The following is a 20432-nucleotide window of genomic DNA, read 5'->3' as shown; positions in this document are numbered from 1 at the left end:
CGATTTTGTATTCATGGTGCACTAAGTAACGCTAATTTGTGAGGCATTCGGACGTTTTTAAACATCAAGTTACATAACATCTTCATTAAAGCCCATACAGTACCTATGGTTTTAAGTCCGCCGAAATGATTGGGCATGGATACTGTTGATTCTGCTTGCCCGTTTACATCTCTGTACTCCTTGGGTATACAATACTCACTTATTTACGTATTCAAGAGATTCGACAATGGAATTTAAGGTTGATACCCATACCCATACGTACGCGAGCGGTCACGCTTACAGTACCTTGATTGAAAACGCTAAGCTCGCGCAAGAAAACGGTTTACAAATGTTTTGTACTACGGACCACGCAGAGTCGATGCCGGGCGCGCCTCACTATTGGTTTTTCTCCAACCAAAAAATTTTACCTCGCTTCTTAGAGGGGGTAGCGATTCTTCGCGGTGTCGAGTCTAATATTATTAACGCAGAAGGTGAGATTGATATTCCAAGCAGCGTTGACCGTAATCTTGATTGGGTAATCGCGAGCTTTCATGAGCCAGTGTTTACTCCAGCGAATAAAGAAACGCATACTGAAGCGTTATTGAATGTCATAAAAGGCGGACGAGTAGATGCACTGGGTCATCTAGGCAATCCGAATTTTGACTTTGATTTTGAAGTGGTTTTGCAATGTGCGCAGAAACACAACGTCGCGATTGAAATTAATAACACCACACTCAAGGGTAACAGTCGCGTCGGCAGTGTTGAGCGCTGCTTTGATATTGCGCAAATAGGCAAAGAATTAGGTGTTTTCTTTACTACTGGTAGTGATGCTCACTTTTGTCATGATGTCGGTAACCTTACATTAGTGGGAGAACTTATGGATGAGATTGGCGTTGATCCCAACAAAGTGATTACTCACACTTCTAAGCAATTTTTGTCGTTCCTAGCATTGCGTGGACGTCAGCAAATTGAAGAATTGAATGCGGCTTTCAGCGAATAAACTTGATTACATTTTTTCCTATGTCATGTCATTGTTATTGTTTACACTGACGGACTCAATCGCTCAGGTAATTATAAATCTTGAGCTACCAAGCCGACACAGAATTCGGTAGATAAAATCATAAAGCGGAGAAATAAAAATGTTACGTCCTTTAATGCTAGGGTGTGTCATCGCGTTGGGCTCAAGTTATGCAGCGGCAGAAGCGGTAGATTTAAAGCAGAATATGAAGCAGATGAAAATGGACTTTAAACAAGCCGCGGAAGCGTCTGATGTGGAAACCATGAAGTCAGCGATAGACAATATGCAAAATGTCATTGAACAATCTAAGCGCGGAAACTACCCACCAGAAAAGTTTGACACGTATCTAGAGGGCTTTAATAAGCTTACCGTTACCTTAGATAAAATCGATGCTGAGTTAGACGCGGGAAACCTAGACAAAGCAAAAGAGCAGCTGCGTCAGATAGATCAACTGCGCGAAGAGTATCATGATAAACGTAATCCAAGCATTTGGAGTAAGCTATTTGGTTAGGCGAATAGCGTAAACGTAGCATATCAGCGAAGAGAATGTTTTGAGCCCGCGATTAATAATCAGCGGGCTTTTTCATGCCTGTCATTTACGTATAAGCGATGGCGTCTCATCGTTGATAGACCTCTAGTGGCAAACCATCTGGGTCTTGAAAAAAGGTAAACGCCTTGCCAGTAAATTCATCGATGCGAATAGGCTCAACGGCGATATTTTTTGATTCGAGATATTGTTTGACTTGCTCTACGTTGTCCACGTGAAAAGCGAGATGTCGCAGACCTTGAGCTTCGGGGAAGCTTGGCCTTTTGGGCGCATCCGGAAAGCTGAATAACTCGATTTGTGTACCGTTAGGCAAGGCGAGGTCGAGCTTGTATGAATCCCGCGCTTTGCGATAGTTTTCTGCAACAATGGTTAAGCCTAACACCTCTGTGTAAAACTTTTTCGATGTAGAGTAATCGCTGCAAATAATCGCAACGTGATGGACAGCATTAAACATTAGTTTTCCTTAGCTTCAGTTTTCCTTAGCTACCAAGTGCTCATTCACAAAGTCAATAAACACGCGTAAACGCGCTGGCATATACTTGGTTTGTGCATATTGCATGGCGATTGCACCATGATAGTTACTCTTGATCATCCAGTCAGAAAGTACTTCAACGACTTCTCCACGGCTTAATGCTTCTTTGATGACAAAGTCATGAAAAATTCCAATGCCTAAGCCATCTTTTACGCCATTCAAGCGCATTTGAGAGTGGTTGACTGCGTAGTGTCCAGTGACTTGGATAGAATGAAATACTTCATCTTTAAAAAAAGACCAAATGTTATCGGTTTCGTTTTCGGCTAGGTAGATGCACTCGTGTTGTTCTAACTGTGTTGGGTGTTCAGGAATACCGTATTTAACAAGATAGCTAGGTGAAGCGCAAAGCACCAAGTTGGTTTTTCTGATTTCTTTCAAAACCAGATTTTCGTCGGGTTTATCGGTCAGTTTAAATGCGACATCGACACCCTGTCGAAAAAGGTCTATCTCACCATCGGCTGCACGTAATCGTAATTGGATCTTTGGGTAACGTTTTAGAAAGGGCAACACGAAGGGTTGGAGCACCGAGTTCAAAAACGCTTCTGGTGCCGCTACCGTTAATGTGCCAGTTGGTTCTGTATGATCTTCAGCTGATAACTCAACGGCTTGTTGTGCCGCATTAACCATGGCAATACTTTGGTCATACACCTTTTGTCCTGCTTGCGTAATGACTAATTTGCGCGTTGTACGCTCAAACAGTTTAACCGATAGCGCGTGCTCAAGCCGGGTGATCAATTTGCTTAATGCGGAAGGCGTGACCCCGAGCTTTTTGGCGGCGGCGGTGAAGCTCCCTTCATTCACGACTAGGATAAATGAAGCAAGATCAGGAAGTAACGCGATGAGTTTTGGGTTGACCATAAATTGTCAGATCTAGACGGTAGAATATAGCGTATTGTCCGGCACAATGTACTTTGGTTCAAGTCCATCAGCTAGCACTCACGCGGTCGCAGACTATGCGCGAGTCAGCGCTATCGATAAACCGCTTTTCCATTTCTTTCTATAGATTACTAGTATTACATACTTGTAGCTCGGGTGTTGCGTGCTACTTGTGATATTTGATTAACGTGAACTCAGCTAACTAAATAGTCTCAATCGTTAAAATGAAAAAGCATCAACGAAATGCAATCATAAACTAAGGTATGAGTAATTCTAAACTTTGCATGCCTAACATGTATATAAGTGATTATTCTGTATGGTTTTAATTGTGTATAAAGGTGAGTGAGTTTTGTTTTTTTAAGGGAACCCTCCTAAAATTGGAAGCAAGGTCACCTAATGGCGTTTGGGTACGTCCAACTGCTGTTTTAATAAGTAATACTAGTTTAGTAACAGAGAGTTACGCTTATCATAATTAGTAACATGGTTAATATTCGACAAGGATTTATACATGAGCATCAAGGAAAAACCTCAGACAGATCGTAGCCGCCGTCAGTTTCTGAAAGGCGCAACGGGCGCAGTTGTCGCAGGTGTCACAGCATCTACTTTTTCTAACGCGGTACAAGCTCGAGGCCATGGACATGGCTGGAGAGGTAATCACTCAGGACATCACAATGAAGATCAATTTTGGCGCCGAGTGAAAAGAGAGTTCGTATTGGACCGTCGTACAACGTATATGAATGTTGGCACTACAGGATCGATGCCAAAACATGTGCTTAAAAATTACGATGATAACAATGAGTTGGTCGCGAAATATCCTTGGGACATGCAAAACAAATTTGGAGCGTGGCCTCATGTAACTGACATGGCAGCGGAAATCGCCCCAGGTTTTGGTGCTGATGGGGATGAAATTATCCTGAGCCGTAATACCACCGACGGTTTATGTACCATCATCAACGGCCTGCATTTTGAAGAAGGCGACGTTATCCTGACGACGCACCATGAGCATATTGCCGCAACGTCTCCACTTAATGTTGTTTCGCAACGTTTTGGTGTAAAAGTCGAGGAGATTCAGCTTCCTGTGTTTACTGGTCACGAAGACGTCTCTGAAGCAGACTATGTTGAAGCATTCCGTCAAGCATTAGAAGCGAATCAAAATGTTCGACTGATCGTTTTCTCTCACATCACCTATAAAACGGGCGCGGCGTTGCCAGCCAAAGCAATTTGTGAACTGGCAAAAGAATACCAAGTACCTACGTTAATTGATGGGGCACATACTATCGGTATGTTTGACCTTGATTTACATGACCTTGATTGTGATTTTTATGCTGGCTCTGGTCATAAATGGCAATGTGGCGCGGGTGCGACGGGGATCCTTTACTTACGTAAAGATGAAGGCGGGGTATTAGGCGGACGACTGAACCAATATTGGTGGGATAGGACAAACCCATTATGGTTGATAAATTCTTCGCTTTCTCACGCAGATTATTTGGGTAAACAAGTCCAACTCCAATACGTAGGTAATGATAACTTTCCGGCGAAGCAAGCACTTACTGATAGTTGCAAAATGTGGGATGAGATTGGTCGTGACCGCATTGAAGAACGAGTCCTATCTCTCGGTAAACTATGCAAAGAACGACTTGCAGAAGCCTTGCCGCAAGCACAGATCTACTCGCCTAATGTGAAAGGGCTAAGTAGTGCAATTACCACGTTCAATCCACTCAATGATGTCACCAACGCAGACGATTTGACTCTATTCCGTGACCGTCTTCGCGAAGAATATGGGTACATTATTCGCACCACGAGTTTCAAATTAAAGAAAGACGATGGGTATGACACACAAGCGCTTCGCATTTCGACACATTTGTTCCATGATGAACAGGATGTGGAGGGATTAGTGCAAGCGATTACTGATCTGTACCACTCTTTCTAAGGGCAAGGTTCCATCGTATAAAGCGCCCATGTTGGGGCGCTTTACTGGAACATGGATAACGAAGCTAAGGATTCGCGCTATGTCAGTCAAAAAACTAAAACGATCACTAATGGCAATAACTATCCTAGTGTCGTCGGTCATTGGGTCTCCGGCATGGTCAAGTGATTTGCAAGATATAAAAGAAAGAGGGGTCTTACGCCATATTGGCGTGCCCTATGCCAATTTTGTCTCTTACATAGAGCAAGGCGACATGCAGACTTTGTCTGGTTTAGATGTTGATATCATAAAAGGCTTCGCTGAATCGCTAGGGGTAAAGTATGAATACGTTCCTGCCCAGTGGAGCAATGTGATTGGTAAACTGACCGGGCAAAACGCGCAATATAAAGACAAACACGTAGTCTTAGGTGAGAGTGTTCCCATTGAAGGTGACTTAATTGCAAATGGCGTAACCATTCTTGACTGGCGAACTGATGTAATCGATTTCTCGAACGACTATTTCCCCTCAGGTGTTTGGTTAGTGGCCAGAACAGACTCTACGCTTGAACCTATCAAACCGGCAGGCTCGATCGAAAAAGATATTAGTACGGTTAAGCAGTTGATTAAGGGACGAGATGTACTCGCTCTGGAGCATTCCTGCCTTGACCCGAATCTGTATGATTTGTATGACACTGGAGCCAACGTCATCATACCGGATGGCCATCGTCTATTGAATGAAATGGTTCCTGCGATTATGAAAAACGACGCGGAAAGTACTTTGTTAGATGTAGCAGATACTTTGATCGCGTTAGAAAAATGGCCGGGGGAAATAAAAGTGATTGGTCCTGTGTCTGAGAATCAAAGAATGGCGGTCGCATTTCGAAAGGAATCGCCTGAACTGCGTGAAGCGTTCAATCAATATCTGAGTTCAATAAAGAAAGATGGAGCATATGATGAACTGGTTAAGCAGTATTATCCATCTATTTACTATTTCTATAGCGATTACTTTGTTGAAGGCAGCAAAAAATAACAATGAAGAAAACGGCAAGTAAGATAACCAGCAGAAAAACGATCACAATAAGCGCGGTATTGGTTGCCATTTATCTCGCTGTGCTTATTGCTATTACAAGTGTTGGTCAAACAAAGCTGAAAGAGTCACAGTATAGAGAATTGGATCTAAAAGTTAAAAGTTATGCCACTACACTGAACAACTTTTTTACCGTTGCAAGTGAGGATATTGATAATTTATCCAACGATAAAACGGTACAAACTTTTTTTGCCAACTTAGCTTCAGGTATGTCGATCGAGTATGGTCTAGGAGCAAGTCTAATCAATTTGAAACACAGATTTGACGGTGAACTAAACGCCAAACTAATCAACGATCTCAACATCTATGACCAACTCACTCTTGTTGGCAATGATGGCAACACCATCGTTGCTGTCGGTCAGTCAACACCGCATCCCGTCGATATAAAACGATTTACATTCAATGAAGAGTATAGTGAAGAGATTTACGCAAGGCAGGCTAATGACTCTGTACTCATACAAGTGGTTAAAAAAGTAGAGTTTTCTGGCAAGCCTGTAGGCTATTTAGTCGCTGATCTTAACCAAGATGTTGTGATCGAACACTTAACGAATCAAGAACATGAAGATAGCTACAGCCGATTGTTATTGAAAATCAATGATGTTGAAATGGTGGTGTGGGACTCAATAAGTAAACATACAACCCAGAGTCATGGGAAAAATTATCAACTTAGTAGCGATCATAAAAACCTTTATTTCGAAGTCGCTGTACCGCAGCATCACTTTAAGTTAATGGCTTGGTTTGAACCTTTAAGCTCAAGAGATATTTTTACTTCACGCTTGTTCATATGGGGTTTAAGTGCTTTTGCAATCTTGATCGTTGTCGCTTTGTGTTGCGCCTTTGTCGCCAACAACAACAGGCTTGAACTAAAGATTAAGTTAGAAGAAGAAAAGAAGCGTAAAGATATTCTTTCGGAACAAAACATCAAGCTAACAAACGAAATCACTCGTCGTAAAGCCTCTGAAAGCGAGCTTGCGTTCCAAGCTAAATATGACACCTTAACCAACTTGCCTAACCGTAGTTATAGCTCTGAAAGGTTATCGCTTGAGCTACAAAGAGCAGCTCGTTGTCGTTCAAAAGTGTTGGTGATGTTTATTGACTTAGATCACTTCAAGCAAATCAACGACTCTTCGGGGCACCTAGTGGGTGACGAGATTCTGAAATTAAGTGCGAAGCGGTTGCGTCAAGTGGCAAGAAAAACGGATCTGCTAGCTAGGATTGGTGGCGACGAATTTTTACTCGTACTGCCTGATCTACCTGATAATGAAACGGCGAAGCGCGTGGCTTCCAACGTGCTATCCGCATTTGTAGAGCCGTTGGTGTGCAACCATCAAGAATTCTTTTTAACCAGTAGTGTAGGTATGTCCGTGTATCCGGATGACGGGGAAACTGCGGAGCAGTTACTTGCATGTGCAGACATGGCAATGTATCGCGTTAAACAAGAGGGGCGTGATGGTTTCTGTTTTTATGATCAAAACATGAACAATGCTCTGCAGCGTTATCTCGATCTAGAAAGTCGACTGCGCAATGCGATCTCGAATCAACTATTGGAATTGTATTATCAACCCATTATCGAGCTAAAGACTGAAAAAATAGTCGGTGTGGAAGCTCTGATGCGCTGGAAGGACGAGAAGTACGGTTTTGTAAACCCAGAAGAGTTTATCTCTATTGCAGAAAAAAATGGTCTGATCCATCAGATTGGCGAGTTTGCTATTAAGCAATCTTGTATCCAAGTCGCGCAGTGGCAATCCATCACGCCTTTGTTTGTCTCGGTTAACTTCTCGAGTGTTCAGTTCCGTTACTGTGAAAAGTTGCTTCAGAGCATTAAAACGAATTTATCAGACTCTGGCCTTCCTGCTGATAAGTTTGATGTCGAGGTCACCGAAAGTCTCCTTTTCAATCACGATACAGAGCTATTGGATATGCTAAACGATCTGCGAACGTTGGGCACTAAGCTCACCATCGATGATTTCGGTACAGGCTACTCGGCACTCAGTTACTTGCAGAAGTTTCCTTTTGACCGCCTAAAAATAGATCGCAGTTTCATGCAAAACATGTTTGAAAATGATTCCGATCGAGAGTTGGTCAACGTGATTATTGCGATGGCAAAAGCGCTGAACTTAAAAATCATTGCGGAGGGGATAGAAGATCGTTGTCACGTAGACTACCTCAACGACTTAAACTGTGAGTTCGGGCAAGGTTTCTACTTTAGCCGTCCTGTACCTGCGGAGGAGTTTGAAGTAATGCTTAAGCAAACTCCTTGGTTATAAACCCTTTAAATACAATGCAATAGAAAAGCATTGGTGTCATTTGTTCCTCAAATTCATCAATGCTTTTCCACTTCAAGGGATAATCGCCCTCCTTGCTTTGAATTACACTACACTTAATCGATAGTAGATGGCCCATGACGCCCGTCATATAAAGGCTTTTCAAAACTTGAAACGAGTAAATACTCGCCCAAATAACCAGGAAGGAATTGCGAATGTCTTCTGCATTTTACCAACAGATACAGCAGCAAATTGAAGAAGTGAAGGCTGAAGGTCTCTATAAGGCCGAACGTATCATTACCTCTCAGCAACAGGCCGCAGTGAAAATCTCTAGCGGTGAAGAAGTTCTCAACTTCTGTGCTAACAATTACCTCGGCCTAGCCAACCATCCAGCGCTTATTGAAGCGGGCAAAGAAGGCATGGATGAACATGGTTTTGGTATGGCGTCCGTGCGTTTTATCTGTGGTACTCAAGACATCCACAAAGAACTTGAGCAGAAGCTTTCCAAATTTTTAGGTAAAGAAGACACCATTCTTTACACTTCTTGTTTTGATGCCAATGCAGGGTTATTCGAGACAATTCTTGGCAAAGAAGATGCAATTATTTCAGACGCGCTGAACCATGCATCGATTATCGATGGTGTTCGCCTTTGTAAAGCCATGCGTTTCCGTTACTCAAACAACAACATGGAAGAGCTAGAGCAGCAACTGGTTGCCGCGAAAGAAGCTGGCGCTCGCCATATTCTTATCGTGACTGACGGCGTGTTTTCAATGGACGGCGTGGTTGCAAATCTTCCTGCCATCTGCGACTTGGCTGACAAGTACGGAGCATTGACCATGGTTGATGACTCGCATGCGGTTGGCTTTATGGGTAAGACGGGTGCAGGTACACACGAATATCACGACGTTGTTGACCGTATCGACATCATTACTGGCACGTTAGGCAAAGCCATGGGCGGCGCTTCAGGTGGTTATACCTCTGGTAAAAAAGAAGTCATTGATTGGCTACGTCAGCGTTCTCGTCCGTACCTATTCTCTAACTCGGTTGCGCCAGCCATTGTGAATGCGTCTATCCGTGTCCTCGACTTGTTGGCAGAAAGTGGTGACCTACGTGACCAGTTGTGGGAAAACGCAGCGCACTTCCGCGCACGAATGGAAGCGGCGGGCTTCACTATGGGTGGGGCCGATCACGCGATCATTCCAATCATGCTTGGTGATGCGAAAGTCGCGGCCGAGTTTGCTGAGCGTGCACTTGAAAAAGGCATTTACGTTATCGGTTTTTCATTCCCTGTTGTCCCTAAAGGTCAAGCGCGTATCCGTACGCAAATGTCAGCAGCACATTCCCGCGAGCAACTTGATCGCGCTATTGATGCGTTTATCGAAGTTGGCAAGGACATGGGCATTATTTAAGGCTTATGGCCCTAGGGATTCATCCAAAGGGCCTGTAAGTTAAGGTTACCGTATGAAAATTAAAGCATTATCAAAGCTAAAGCCTGAAGAAGGCATTTGGATGACCGAGGTCGATAAACCTGAGGTTGGACACAATGACATTCTGATCAAAATTAAAAAAACTGCGATCTGTGGGACTGACGTTCATATCTACAACTGGGATGAATGGTCACAAAATACGATTCCAGTGCCAATGGTCGTCGGTCACGAATACGTGGGTGAGGTGGTTGCTATCGGTCAGGAAGTACGCGGCTTTGAAATAGGCGATCGTGTCTCTGGCGAAGGTCACATCACGTGTGGTCATTGCCGTAACTGTCGTGGCGGTCGTACTCACCTCTGTCGTAACACCATTGGTGTCGGTGTTAACCGTGAAGGTGCATTTGCAGAGTATTTGGTTATTCCTGCGTTCAACGCGTTTAAGATTCCAGATGAAATTTCTGACGATTTAGCCTCTATCTTTGACCCGTTTGGCAACGCTGTACACACGGCATTGTCTTTCGATCTCGTCGGTGAAGACGTTTTGATCACTGGCGCAGGCCCGATTGGTATCATGGCAGCAGCCGTTGCGAAACACGTAGGTGCTCGTCACGTGGTGATCACGGATGTGAACGAATATCGCCTAGAACTTGCGCGTAAGATGGGTGTGACTCGCGCTGTCAACGTTGCTGAGCAAAAACTTGAAGACGTTATGGCAGAGCTCAACATGACGGAAGGCTTCGATGTTGGTCTTGAAATGTCTGGTAATCCATCAGCGTTTAACTCAATGCTAACGACGATGAACCATGGCGGCCGTATCGCGCTACTGGGTATCCCACCATCAGACATGGGTATCGATTGGAACCAAGTGATCTTCAAAGGTCTGGTTATCAAAGGTATTTATGGCCGTGAGATGTTCGAAACTTGGTACAAGATGGCTTCATTGATTCAATCTGGTCTAGATTTGACGCCAGTTATTACCCATCACTTCAAAGTTGATGACTTCCAAAAAGGCTTTGACGCTATGCGTAGCGGGGCTTCCGGCAAAGTTATCCTTGATTGGGAATAAGATTCTAAGCGCTCCGAAAGGGGCGCTTTTTCTTTACGGGCAATATGTATGTATAAACAGTAAAATATAGCCCCATTTAGCCCCAAAAAAAGCCCCAATTTAGCCCCAAAAGCGAAAGCCACCCTTCAACGAACGCCCCAAAAAGCCCCAAGAATTCTTATCTCACATTTGCCCCATTGTTTATTATCACTGAAGTTAATTAACTTCTTTTGGATGAAAGTTTGCCTTACCTGTAGCTATTCGATGAAGTGTCGTCGTAAGCTTTTTAAAATTATGCGTCATTTTGCAACCTAATATCCATTCCCTCTCATTAACCTATTGATTGTCAATTGAACTGTAATTGGAAAGACTGCATTATAGGAGTATGAAAAGCGGCTAAAAGCCGTATAGAAAGCGTTATACCTCATATTATCTGCGATGGTTCAATAGGATTGGGTATGGAACAAAATTGGGAAAGTTATAAGAAGTGGATTGCTGAAGCTACACGTAATAACAGAAGAAATTATTATCGTGGTCAGAGTGACAGTGAGTGGAATTTAAAAACAACATTTCATCGCAATGCCGAATTTAAAGGGATATCTCTTGCCCATTACTTTGGCACGATAATGAATGACGTCAATTATCAGGTCGCAGCGTTTGAAGCCCCCATTAACTTTCAAAATCATGCAGAGTACTCAACTTTTCTTGGAAAGCTACAACATCATGGATTTCCTACTCCATTATTAGATTGGACGCTATCTGGTTATGTGGCTGCTTATTTCGCGTTCAAAAGTGCGCCAATACAGCCTAAATCAACAGATAAAGTTTCAGTGTTTATTTTTGACATTGAAGGTTGGAGTCAGGTTTTCGGTTCAACGACTAATTTTTGGGGAGCAGATCAGTTTGTTAGCGATTTTGTTCCTTATGCTACAGGAAACCAGAGAATGCTTCGTCAAATGGGTGTTACCACCTCGACGAACGTATCGGATATCGAAAGCTTTATACTTCAGAAAGGCAGAGATGTGGGGCGTGACTTTTTGTGGCGTTATGACATGCCAGCCTCTGAACGAACTGTTGTAATGCGCGAATTAAATTCCATGGGTATCAATGATATGACATTATTCCCGGACTTTGACGGTTTGTGCCAACACCTAAAGGAAAGGCATTTTACAAGTCAGCAGCACATCATGCCACCACCACCACCACCAGTGGTACCTAAGGCATAACAAACGACTATAGGCAGATTCGCAACGCGTGGCATTTGAGGTTTTAGGTGGCTTTAGTGTTTACGGTGTAATGGTTTAAGGCTGGTAGTCTGCGTTGCTCACTACTTAACGCGGCGTTATATTACTAAAGGAGTTATATGTGGAAATTGGTGAATTTATTACTACTTGGTTTATTCCAGTAGGCGCAACACTTCTTTCGTGTTGGTTTGCTGTTCAAGCAAAAAGAGACTCTGACAAATCTGCTTTATTACTAAAGCAAGTTAACGATGCTATTCAAGGCTGGCAAAGCCAAATTATGGAATCGACAGCATCGATATTGGATTCAACTCCTCAAGTTATAGAAGCGAAAGTGCGACTAGAAAAAGTTAATGCTGCATCAGCAATAATCGAAACTATGCAAGCTTCAATTGAGCATGCTTCTAAAAACCCTCAAGGCGGTGCTTCTGGTCATACTCAGGTTGAGCAATTAAAAGAAATGGGTAGTCAGTTAACAAAAATATTGGAAACGATGTAGCCGTAATATAACAAGTTGCTTAAACGGACGTGTAACAGTTGGTTCATGCTCGTTCCTCGCAAGTTTAGCCAACTGTTTCACGCCGCTTAGCAAGGCGTTATGCATCAATAGGAGAACATATATGACGAAACGGAAAACCGCTTTAATTTTTGTAGTGTTCACTTGGGTTGTACTGGAAGTGGCAAGTTGGGCTTTGAGTGATTGGTTATCGTCTAATGTAAATTCCGCAAATCTTTCAGCTCTTCAATCGTATTTAAAACCCGCACTCTCATATTTATCAAGTGGGTTCTCACTTGGATTCTTATTCGGAGCATTGCTTTTCTCTGTTTGGGATTTGCCTATCCTCGGTTTATGGCTACGCAAGCAAAAAGAAAAATATAGGAATAAAGAGTCAGATGAAGCTCTTGCCAAAGAGTGTGAGGAACTTAGTCAGTTATTATATGAAAATGCTGCTCAAGTTGAACGTCTGAGGAGTGAACGCCACTGGCAAGCGTCACGAGTTGACTCCTCTGATGATATTCACAAATCATGGACAGAAGCACGTCAAGCTGAGGCACGTGAGGAAGAAAGAATTCGTAGGCAGCATGGACATAGAGTTCAAAACGTTTTAGTACGCCTGAAAAGCCGTGGTATCAAAATGGATCTATGGGTTTTTTCTTTAAGTCATCATGACCTAGCATCGGCATCATACTTTTTCTCTGATATCGCGAACTCATTACGTGAAGGTACGTATCTTGAAAAAGAATTTAAAGCAGGTCATGTAGGTTTACCAGCTCGCATGTAAAGATGCATAACAAACGACTATGGCCTCAACATACTTTTCCTAATCTGACAGAAACGCTATAGAGCATCAGCTGTAAAGCGCTTCTGTCCAAAAATGAGCTACAGAAGTTTATTTGACCTTTTGCAGCTCTCGCCAAACTCGATCAGATTCTTTCTTATTTGACTCTTTTAACCACTTTCCGTAAACCTTAGCAACCATAGTAATGTCTGAGTGACCCATCTGTTGAGCTAGGTAGCTGACATTGACGTTCGCATGGGTGATAGCCCAGTTGGCGTATGTGTGTCTAAGTTGGTACTGATTCCGGTGTGGGATATCGGCCTTCTTGCAAAGGTCAGCCCAAATCCTTACCAATGCACGTTTACCATAATAGTCGTAGTCACTTCCTTTTTGCTGGCGAACAGCTTTAGGGTTGAACACGAAACGAAGCTTTTCCGTTCGGTATGCATTACCGGGTAACTCTACATCATGTTCTTTGGCCGGATACAAATAAGTTAGATGACGCTGTGCTTTTAACGCTTCCAGCGCTGGTGGCATGAGATCGACAAACCGCTCTTTGTCCGTCTTAGTCGTTTTCAGTCCTCGCTTGTCGTAGGTGGAGCGCCTTACGTAGATGGTTCGGTTTTCGAAATCCACATCTTCCCAGGCTAATGCACAGAGCTCGCCACTACGAATACCAGAATAGACCAATAGAGTGATCATATTCCTGTGTTGCAGCTGGTGGCAGTGTGATAGTGCTTTATCTATCTCCGTCATTGAGAATGGAAGAATCTCAGGCTCGCTTTATTTCACTCGCTCGAGCACTTTAGAAAGATCCCGAGTCACGTATTCCATTTTATGCAGCCAAGTTAGGAATGTTTGTTTTCGAGAAAGCGTTTGATCAAGTCGTTTAATTTTGCGGTAGGCCTTTGCCTACCGCATTTTTTTAGTTGGGTGCAATCAATTCAAGGTAATACTCCTAAAAGGAGTATTATTGATTTTTCGTCAGAATTACGATCCTCAAATCGCCTAATATTTTTGTGTGTTCATAAAGGTGTATGGCAAAAGGTATTGATGTGTACATTGCTAAACAGAACATGCAATTGGTTAGCTCGATGCAAGTAAAAATCACAGCGACAGTTCTCGGACTTGCGGCAGAAATAGAGCGAGAGTTTGTTTCTATGCGGACTAAAGAAGCGCTAACCAAAAGCCAAAAAGCCCTGAACTTGTGCAGGACTTTTTGTATAGAGCGTTTGTAGTTGTGAGCGCATTTAATACCAATCGTAGTAAATGACTGGTCATTCTAGCTTGTTAAAATACTCGATAACTTGGTTACAATTTTTGATTGTAGAATAACTACTTATCAAAAAATTGCGCCTTGTTCTCAAGCATTTTTCCTGCGCTATTTCTGATCACTTATTTACTGTGATTGGTATAATTTTACGGGCGGTCACCTGCAGCTAACCGACGCTCGATATCTGCAATCACTTGAGGTAAATCGGCAATGGTGTCGATCAAGTAGTGGGGGGAGCTGCTAACAAATTTCGCACGTGCTTTTTCACGAGCCACGTCTAGCGCCGCTTTGTCAGCCGCTTGATACTCTCCTAAAGTAAGTCCCGCTTCGTTGCCTGAAAGCAGCAGACCAACTGTCCACATTCCGGCATTGTGACCTTCAAAAATACCGGGTGCAGAATCGTCTACTTTAATGCACGTTTTCACGTCTGATACGCCAAGTTCGATGACGTTTTTTAAAGCCATGAACGGCGCTGGGCGACCACCTTGTGGTAAGTCATCCGTCGCAACTACGCAGTCAGGTTGGTAACCGTAATCCGCGGCAACAGGGATCAATACGTCCATGACTTCTCGTGGGTAGCCGGAGCAGGAACCAATTTTAATGCCTTTTGCTTTCAGATCATTGACCACTTTAACGGCGTTGAGAATGGGCGCGGCGTGATCCGCGACTTTGGCTTTTTGCAGAGGCATAAAGGCTGCGTAAATAGCATCAATGTCTTCGCTGGTCATTGAGCGGCCAAATTTCTCATTCCAGCGTTGATCAACCGCAGCAATGCGACCAACCGCGTTAATATGGTCCCATTTACCAAGACCCATTGGCTCACGTGCTTCTTCGAGACTGATGTTAAAATCAAAGCCTTGTTTAAATGCTTCAATAAAGATGCTCGTTGGCGCGAATGAGCCAAAATCGACAATCGTGCCAGCCCAGTCAAAGATTACCGCTTGAATTGGTGATTTGTTCATGTTTAATCCTTCTTTCTTACACCAAACGCACTCGGCGTTCTAATGCAACCTAGTTTAGTGGTTAACGTCTTTACATACTTTGGCGATGGCATCTTCAAGTATCGTTAGTGCTTGTGTTAATTGTTCGCGAGTGATGATCAATGGCGGACTAAGCTGAATAACGTTACCTTGAGACACTTTAAAGCTCAGGCCGTTGTTGAGGCATTGGTACAAGATGGCTTCTGCTTCATCAAACGCGCGCTGTTTGGTATTTCGATCGGTAACTAACTCCACTCCCCACAGCATACCGATACCGCGAACGTCACCAATCAATGGGTACTTTGCTTTCATTGCTAAGAGCTTTTCATGAATGAAATCACTGTCTAATTTCGCTTTGTCCAGCAAGTTTTCTTGCTCGATAACTTCAATGGTCGCCAGCGCAGCGGCACAACCAATAGGGCTTTTCTCATGGGTGTAATGTCCCATCGAGATTTGTTTGGCGGTGTTGTACTTATCTTTGGTCACCATGGCAGCAATGGGCACGACACCGCCGCCCAAACCTTTACCGATACACAGAATATCTGGTTCGATATCGTAGGCTTGGTAAGTAAACCATTCGCCACTACGACCCATACCATTTGGAATATCGTCGATAATTAACATGACATTATGTTTGTCACAGATTTCACGAATGCGTTTCCAGTACGCTTTACTAGGTACTTGAACATCCGTGTTGCGGACGGTCTCTGCGATAAAAGCGCCTATGCCACCTTCTTTTTCAATCACGTATTCCAAATAATCGGCATAGTGAACATCGCGATTTTCGGTTGATGCGTCGTTATAAGAAGGAAATACCCCGCGATAGGATATTGCTGGTGGAATGCGCTCGACACCCGCCATCAAAGGCCCCATGCCGTGACGAAAACAGGCTTCACCACCGACGGAGATCGCATCCAAAGACGCACCGTGGAACGAATCCCACAACGACACGACTTTGTAGTTCCCAGTGATGTGGCGAGCAAGCTTCAGAGCCATACCGATGGCTGATGTTCCACCCGGAGCAAACAGCACCCGATTGAGCGAGCCACCACAAATTTGAGTGAGTTTTTCGGCGCATTCAATTGCGGTTTGGTTCGTAAAGCGACGCGGTGAAAACGGTAATTTGGCCATTTGCTCCTTTATACGTCTAATCACATGTGGGTGACCGTAGCCAAGCTGATGGACGTTATTGCCATGAAAGTCCATGTACTTTTTGCCGTTCGCATCTTGTAAATAGATGCCTTCCGCTGCTTCCAGAGTGTCAAGGCACGGTGATGACATGGCTTGATGCAGGAAAACATCCGCGTCACGCTTGAGTAAGCTTTGTGTTCGCTCATCATCCATAGAAGCATGCCACGTTTGGCGGGCTGAGGTGGTATTCACATCTCCTTCGCTACGGAAATGAGTGAGTTTTGTATTCTGAGTCATCACGTGTCAGCTCTGCGTTTGCTGTTGTTGCCAGTACATGGCATTACTAATCGCAACAAGCAGCCGCTCAATATCGATGGGGTATACTTCACCAATATTACCGATTCGGAAGCAATCTGCGTTTGAGACTTTACCTGGATAAATCACGAACCCTTGCTCTTTCAAGCGTGTGTAGAAAGTTTTGAATTGGTAATCGCTGTGTGTTGGCGAGTAAAAAGAGGTAATGATCGGCGAATGCAGAGCGTCATCAACCAGAGGTTCGAACCCGAGAGAGCGCATACCTGCAACGAGCGTTTTTTGGTTGGTTTGGTAACGTTGATGACGCGCTTCCACACCACCTTCTTGTTCCAGCTCTAGTAGGGCTTGATAGAAGGCACGGACCGTGTGGGTTGGGGAAGTAAAACGCCATTTGCCGTGGTTCATTTCCATGCAATGCCATTGATCATACAGGTCGAGGCTCAGTGAGCGAGCCTGGCCCTGGCATTTTTCCAGCTCGCTCTGTTTTGCAATGACAAAACCAAAGCCCGGCACGCCTTGGATACATTTATTGGCAGAGCTGATCATAAAATCAATATCGAGCTCGGCGATGTCCATTGGAATGCCACCAAAGCTCGACATTGCATCTAAAATCACAACTTTACCGTATGTTTTTGCTATTGCTGCAAAGTCTGCAATTGGATTGAGCATTCCTGTGGTGGTTTCACAATGCACGATGGCAACGTGTGTAATTGTAGGGTCCGTAGCCAAAGCTGTTTCCACCTCGTTCAAGTGTGGCTGTGATGTTTCGCCAGAGGAAATAACATGGCATGGAATATTCAGATAGATTGCGATTTGGGCGATGCGAGCGCCGTAAGCGCCATTATCCACGACAAGCAGTTTGCCTTCTTTGCCAATCGCACTGCCGATAGTTGCTTCGACCGAAGAAGTGCCACTGCCTTGCATGAGAACGCTGGTGTAACCTGGTTGTTTGGTTGCGAGCTGCACGAGCTTCGAACGGATTACTTCGACTATCTCTTTGTTATACTCATCGTCCCATGTGCACCAGTCTTTTAACATTGCTTTACGTACAGTTTCTGAAGTAGATAAAGGGCCAGGAGTCAGCAGTAGGTATTCGTTTTTCATCCTTTTTTCTCTTTTTGGTATATACCAGATTGGATTTAGACTTTACCAAAGGAAGAAAAGAGGAGTAAATACGCAACCAATGAAGTTCATAAAACTTTAATGTAGGATAGTTGTAGATAAATTTTGGTATATTCCATTTGGTTAAACTGGGGAAGGGTCAGCGTTTCCTAGGCTTTGAGAGAAGATGAAGAGAAGGAACCTTCATGCAGTATGTAAAAATTAAAAACTCAATTGTTGAACAAATTGAAGATGGTCTGTTGTCGCCTCGCCAAAAATTGCCGGCTGAGCGCAAGCTGGCGGAGTCCTTTGATACGACAAGAGTTACCTTGCGAGAGGCCTTATCGTTGCTTGAAGCGGAAGGACGAATTTATCGAGAAGACCGAAGAGGCTGGTTTATTTCACCTGAACCTCTTCGTTATGATCCAACTCAAACACTCAATTTTCCTAATATGGCAAAGTCACAGAACCGCACGCCAAAAACAGAAGTCTTGGTGGCAAAAGGCACGCTTGCCAATAAACAAGCAGCGAGCCTGTTGAAGTTGCAGCCGTTTTCTGATGTGTTTCGAGTCGACCGAATTCGTTACCTAGAAGACCGCCCGGTGGTGTATGTGACCAATTATATTCGTCCGGATCTGTTTCCTAACTTACTGGATTTCGACCTAACCAACTCACTGACCGACATCTATCGTGAGCACTTTGGGGTGGTATATCAAAAAACACGCTATCGTATTTCTACCAGCACACTTCTTGGTGAGATAGCACAAGCGTTAAGAGCGACGTCCGGTACACCTGCAATGGTTGTAGAGCGAGTTAACTACAATCAACACGGCGAATTGATTGACTGTGATGTTGAGTACTGGCGACACGATGCGATTAGTATTGAATCTGTTGCGGAGTTAAGGCCTTAAGCAATATTTATCTTGTTTGCATATTGTAAGGAAGGCCTACGAATAAAAAACGCCAAGATGTCGGGCAATTTTTAATCTAGATAGTTCCATCGCTTTTGTTAAAATCAACTCGACACCGTTCATTTTAGCTTGATTCTTAAACAATTTACCTTTCAACATATGAAATTTATTCTTTATTTCATTAAGTTACCTTTTTTATCTTAAGTTTGAGAAAAACTAAATTAAATGTGATATAACTCTCATAAGAACAGAAAAGCTGTGTTAATGTATGTAGCGAGTTGACTGTTTGCTAAACCATCATCGCTGGTTTTTTTTCGCCTCGACTTGGTGTTATAGCTAGCTCTGGAATACACAGGAAGGTGGCTTTTTCCGTGCTACGTCATTGGTGTTTGAATGTTGCTTTGACCAACACTTACGCTATTTAGCTAAATTCTGTTCGACTTAATGAGAAAAAAGTTGCGGCTTCACATGAATAAACGGCTTTAATGTGTTGCCTTTGGTACAAGAATAAGGAAAAAACAATGAAAAAAATCGCGATTGCAGTGGCTACTGTTCTTGCTGGTGGTGTAATGTCTAACGTTGCACTTGCTGACACTTACATCGGTGGTAAGATCGGTTACAACAACCTCGATGATTCATGCTACCTAAGCAAACCATGTGACGACGATAGCTTTGCTGCATCACTTCACCTTGGCTACAGCTTCAATGACTACATTGATGCAGAGTACGGTGTTGACTACCTAGGTGATTTCACTGGTACTTTTGACAAAGCAGGCAAAAACACTGTAGACGGCGATCTTTGGGCACTTACTCTTGCTCCTAAGTTCAACCTTCCTCTAACAGATTCTTTCAATCTGTTTGCTAAAGTAGGCGCAGCTTACATGATTGCTGGTGACGAGAAAGATTTCGTACCAACTGGCTCTCTAGGTGCAGAATACCAGCTTAACTACAACTGGAGCCTACGCGCAGAATACCAACGCTACCAAGACATGTCTGACGACATCATCGAAGACATGGACGCAAACTACTTTGGTCTAGGCTTTAACTACAAGTTTGGTTCTGAGCCAGTAGTTGAAGAGAAAGTGGTTGAAGAAGTTGTTGAAGCTCGTCCTGCAACAAACATTGTTGAAGTGTACCCAGAGCAAACTGCGACAGTTCAGTTCGATCTAGAAAGCGCGAAACTGAAAAACGCAGAAGCGCTATCTGGTCCAATCGAAGTAATGAACACTTACCCTCAAGCTAAAGTTGAGATTACTGGTTACAGTGATACAACTGGTTCTGCTGACTACAACCAGCAACTAACAGAGAAACGTGCTCAATCTGTTGCTGAAGAGTTCGAAGCTCAAGGCATCTCTGCTGACCGTATGACTGTTAAAGGTGCGGGCGAAGAGAACCCAGTAGCAAGCAACGAAACTCGTCAAGGTCGTGAAATGAACCGTCGTGTAGAAGTTGTTGTTCCTGAGTTTGAATACGAAACTTCAGCACAATAATTTGTCTCACTGACAAATAAAAATTTAAA

General features: G+C 43.6%; 18 protein-coding genes and 1 pseudogene. 13 read left to right on the top strand and 6 right to left on the bottom strand.

Going from position 1 to position 20432, the window contains the following annotated elements; genetic code table 11:
- The first annotated feature begins 226 nt into the window (after positions 1 to 226).
- Complete coding sequence (locus tag ONE56_RS19095) at positions 227 to 979, top strand: phosphatase (protein WP_423840760.1); 753 nt, start codon at positions 227 to 229, stop codon at positions 977 to 979.
- A gap of 139 nt (positions 980 to 1118) precedes the next feature.
- Positions 1119 to 1508 (top strand): cytochrome b562, encoded by a 390-nt coding sequence (locus ONE56_RS19090; protein WP_041155823.1) that lies wholly within the window; start codon positions 1119 to 1121, stop codon positions 1506 to 1508.
- Between the two features lie 106 nt (positions 1509 to 1614).
- Here the strand turns inward: ONE56_RS19090 and ONE56_RS19085 are convergent, their stop codons facing one another.
- Positions 1615 to 1998, bottom strand: coding sequence for a VOC family protein (locus ONE56_RS19085; RefSeq protein WP_423840759.1), 384 nt, complete (start codon positions 1996 to 1998; stop codon positions 1615 to 1617).
- Between the two features lie 15 nt (positions 1999 to 2013).
- Positions 2014 to 2934 (bottom strand): LysR family transcriptional regulator, encoded by a 921-nt coding sequence (locus tag ONE56_RS19080; protein WP_331438395.1) that lies wholly within the window; start codon positions 2932 to 2934, stop codon positions 2014 to 2016.
- A 526-nt stretch (positions 2935 to 3460) separates the two neighbouring features.
- Here ONE56_RS19080 and ONE56_RS19075 point away from each other — a divergent pair.
- From ONE56_RS19075 to ONE56_RS19040, 8 genes are all read left to right on the top strand, one after another.
- Positions 3461 to 4882, top strand: a complete 1422-nt coding sequence (locus ONE56_RS19075) for an aminotransferase class V-fold PLP-dependent enzyme (RefSeq protein WP_423840758.1) — start codon at positions 3461 to 3463, stop codon at positions 4880 to 4882.
- A gap of 79 nt (positions 4883 to 4961) precedes the next feature.
- The gene (locus ONE56_RS19070; protein ID WP_423840757.1) at positions 4962 to 5888 is read left to right on the top strand and encodes a transporter substrate-binding domain-containing protein; all 927 of its coding nucleotides are present in this window, start codon (positions 4962 to 4964) and stop codon (positions 5886 to 5888) included.
- Positions 5889 to 5890: 2 nt separating this feature from the next.
- On the top strand, positions 5891 to 8212 hold the full coding sequence (locus tag ONE56_RS19065) for a putative bifunctional diguanylate cyclase/phosphodiesterase (protein WP_423840756.1): 2322 nt from the start codon (positions 5891 to 5893) through the stop codon (positions 8210 to 8212).
- 212 nt (positions 8213 to 8424) lie between these two features.
- Positions 8425 to 9618 carry a glycine C-acetyltransferase gene (locus tag ONE56_RS19060; protein WP_041155828.1) on the top strand — a complete coding sequence of 398 codons (1194 nt, stop codon included), beginning with the start codon at positions 8425 to 8427 and terminating at the stop codon, positions 9616 to 9618.
- A gap of 52 nt (positions 9619 to 9670) precedes the next feature.
- Positions 9671 to 10702: an L-threonine 3-dehydrogenase gene (tdh, locus tag ONE56_RS19055; protein WP_423840755.1), complete on the top strand. Its 1032-nt coding sequence runs from the start codon at positions 9671 to 9673 to the stop codon at positions 10700 to 10702.
- A gap of 437 nt (positions 10703 to 11139) precedes the next feature.
- On the top strand, positions 11140 to 11907 hold the full coding sequence (locus ONE56_RS19050; RefSeq protein ID WP_423840754.1) for an FRG domain-containing protein: 768 nt from the start codon (positions 11140 to 11142) through the stop codon (positions 11905 to 11907).
- A 139-nt stretch (positions 11908 to 12046) separates the two neighbouring features.
- A complete protein-coding gene (locus ONE56_RS19045; protein WP_423840753.1) occupies positions 12047 to 12421 on the top strand; it encodes a hypothetical protein in 375 nt (124 codons plus the stop codon).
- Between the two features lie 121 nt (positions 12422 to 12542).
- A complete protein-coding gene (locus ONE56_RS19040; RefSeq protein ID WP_423840752.1) occupies positions 12543 to 13205 on the top strand; it encodes a hypothetical protein in 663 nt (220 codons plus the stop codon).
- A 108-nt stretch (positions 13206 to 13313) separates the two neighbouring features.
- Here the strand turns inward: ONE56_RS19040 and ONE56_RS19035 are convergent, their stop codons facing one another.
- On the bottom strand, positions 13314 to 13904 hold the full coding sequence (locus tag ONE56_RS19035) for a site-specific integrase (RefSeq protein WP_423840751.1): 591 nt from the start codon (positions 13902 to 13904) through the stop codon (positions 13314 to 13316).
- 332 nt (positions 13905 to 14236) lie between these two features.
- On the opposite strand from ONE56_RS19035, the pseudogene ONE56_RS19030 reads away from it, so the two are divergent.
- Positions 14237 to 14398 (top strand): annotated as a pseudogene (locus ONE56_RS19030) (recombinase family protein); the annotation flags it as partial.
- Positions 14399 to 14621: 223 nt separating this feature from the next.
- Here the strand turns inward: ONE56_RS19030 and phnX are convergent.
- The 3 genes from phnX to phnW are packed head-to-tail and all read right to left on the bottom strand — an operon-like array spanning position 14622 to position 18005.
- Positions 14622 to 15437, bottom strand: a complete 816-nt coding sequence (gene phnX / locus ONE56_RS19025; RefSeq protein WP_423840750.1) for a phosphonoacetaldehyde hydrolase — start codon at positions 15435 to 15437, stop codon at positions 14622 to 14624.
- Positions 15438 to 15491: 54 nt separating this feature from the next.
- A complete protein-coding gene (locus tag ONE56_RS19020; RefSeq protein ID WP_423840749.1) occupies positions 15492 to 16883 on the bottom strand; it encodes an aspartate aminotransferase family protein in 1392 nt (463 codons plus the stop codon).
- A gap of 6 nt (positions 16884 to 16889) precedes the next feature.
- Complete coding sequence (gene phnW / locus ONE56_RS19015; RefSeq protein ID WP_423840748.1) at positions 16890 to 18005, bottom strand: 2-aminoethylphosphonate--pyruvate transaminase; 1116 nt, start codon at positions 18003 to 18005, stop codon at positions 16890 to 16892.
- 203 nt (positions 18006 to 18208) lie between these two features.
- Between phnW and phnR the strand changes: the two genes are divergently transcribed.
- Together phnR and ONE56_RS19005 are read left to right on the top strand one after the other, a co-directional pair.
- Positions 18209 to 18913 carry a phosphonate utilization transcriptional regulator PhnR gene (phnR, locus tag ONE56_RS19010; RefSeq protein WP_041156331.1) on the top strand — a complete coding sequence of 235 codons (705 nt, stop codon included), beginning with the start codon at positions 18209 to 18211 and terminating at the stop codon, positions 18911 to 18913.
- A 521-nt stretch (positions 18914 to 19434) separates the two neighbouring features.
- On the top strand, positions 19435 to 20403 hold the full coding sequence (locus ONE56_RS19005; RefSeq protein ID WP_041156332.1) for an OmpA family protein: 969 nt from the start codon (positions 19435 to 19437) through the stop codon (positions 20401 to 20403).
- The last annotated feature ends 29 nt before the right edge of the window (positions 20404 to 20432 follow it).

Origin of the sequence: Vibrio mytili, from assembly GCF_049563345.1 — a bacterium.
GTDB lineage: Bacteria > Pseudomonadota > Gammaproteobacteria > Enterobacterales > Vibrionaceae > Vibrio > Vibrio mytili.
The sequence above is the reverse complement of the archived record's forward strand: the minus strand, read 5'-3'. Positions and strand labels throughout refer to the sequence as shown.

What these genes read in the sequence shown, in the direction of transcription:
- ONE56_RS19095 (WP_423840760.1), top strand. Translation starts at nt 227, where the DNA reads ATGGAATTTAAGGTTGATACCCATACCCATACGTACGCGAGCGGTCAC.
- ONE56_RS19090 (WP_041155823.1), top strand. Translation starts at nt 1,119, where the DNA reads ATGTTACGTCCTTTAATGCTAGGGTGTGTCATCGCGTTGGGCTCAAGT.
- ONE56_RS19085 (WP_423840759.1), bottom strand. Translation starts at nt 1,998, where the DNA reads ATGTTTAATGCTGTCCATCACGTTGCGATTATTTGCAGCGATTACTCT.
- ONE56_RS19080 (WP_331438395.1), bottom strand. Translation starts at nt 2,934, where the DNA reads ATGGTCAACCCAAAACTCATCGCGTTACTTCCTGATCTTGCTTCATTT.
- ONE56_RS19075 (WP_423840758.1), top strand. Translation starts at nt 3,461, where the DNA reads ATGAGCATCAAGGAAAAACCTCAGACAGATCGTAGCCGCCGTCAGTTT.
- ONE56_RS19070 (WP_423840757.1), top strand. Translation starts at nt 4,962, where the DNA reads ATGTCAGTCAAAAAACTAAAACGATCACTAATGGCAATAACTATCCTA.
- ONE56_RS19065 (WP_423840756.1), top strand. Translation starts at nt 5,891, where the DNA reads ATGAAGAAAACGGCAAGTAAGATAACCAGCAGAAAAACGATCACAATA.
- ONE56_RS19060 (WP_041155828.1), top strand. Translation starts at nt 8,425, where the DNA reads ATGTCTTCTGCATTTTACCAACAGATACAGCAGCAAATTGAAGAAGTG.
- tdh (WP_423840755.1), top strand. Translation starts at nt 9,671, where the DNA reads ATGAAAATTAAAGCATTATCAAAGCTAAAGCCTGAAGAAGGCATTTGG.
- ONE56_RS19050 (WP_423840754.1), top strand. Translation starts at nt 11,140, where the DNA reads ATGGAACAAAATTGGGAAAGTTATAAGAAGTGGATTGCTGAAGCTACA.
- ONE56_RS19040 (WP_423840752.1), top strand. Translation starts at nt 12,543, where the DNA reads ATGACGAAACGGAAAACCGCTTTAATTTTTGTAGTGTTCACTTGGGTT.
- ONE56_RS19035 (WP_423840751.1), bottom strand. Translation starts at nt 13,904, where the DNA reads ATGATCACTCTATTGGTCTATTCTGGTATTCGTAGTGGCGAGCTCTGT.
- phnX (WP_423840750.1), bottom strand. Translation starts at nt 15,437, where the DNA reads ATGAACAAATCACCAATTCAAGCGGTAATCTTTGACTGGGCTGGCACG.
- ONE56_RS19020 (WP_423840749.1), bottom strand. Translation starts at nt 16,883, where the DNA reads ATGACTCAGAATACAAAACTCACTCATTTCCGTAGCGAAGGAGATGTG.
- phnW (WP_423840748.1), bottom strand. Translation starts at nt 18,005, where the DNA reads ATGAAAAACGAATACCTACTGCTGACTCCTGGCCCTTTATCTACTTCA.
- phnR (WP_041156331.1), top strand. Translation starts at nt 18,209, where the DNA reads ATGCAGTATGTAAAAATTAAAAACTCAATTGTTGAACAAATTGAAGAT.
- ONE56_RS19005 (WP_041156332.1), top strand. Translation starts at nt 19,435, where the DNA reads ATGAAAAAAATCGCGATTGCAGTGGCTACTGTTCTTGCTGGTGGTGTA.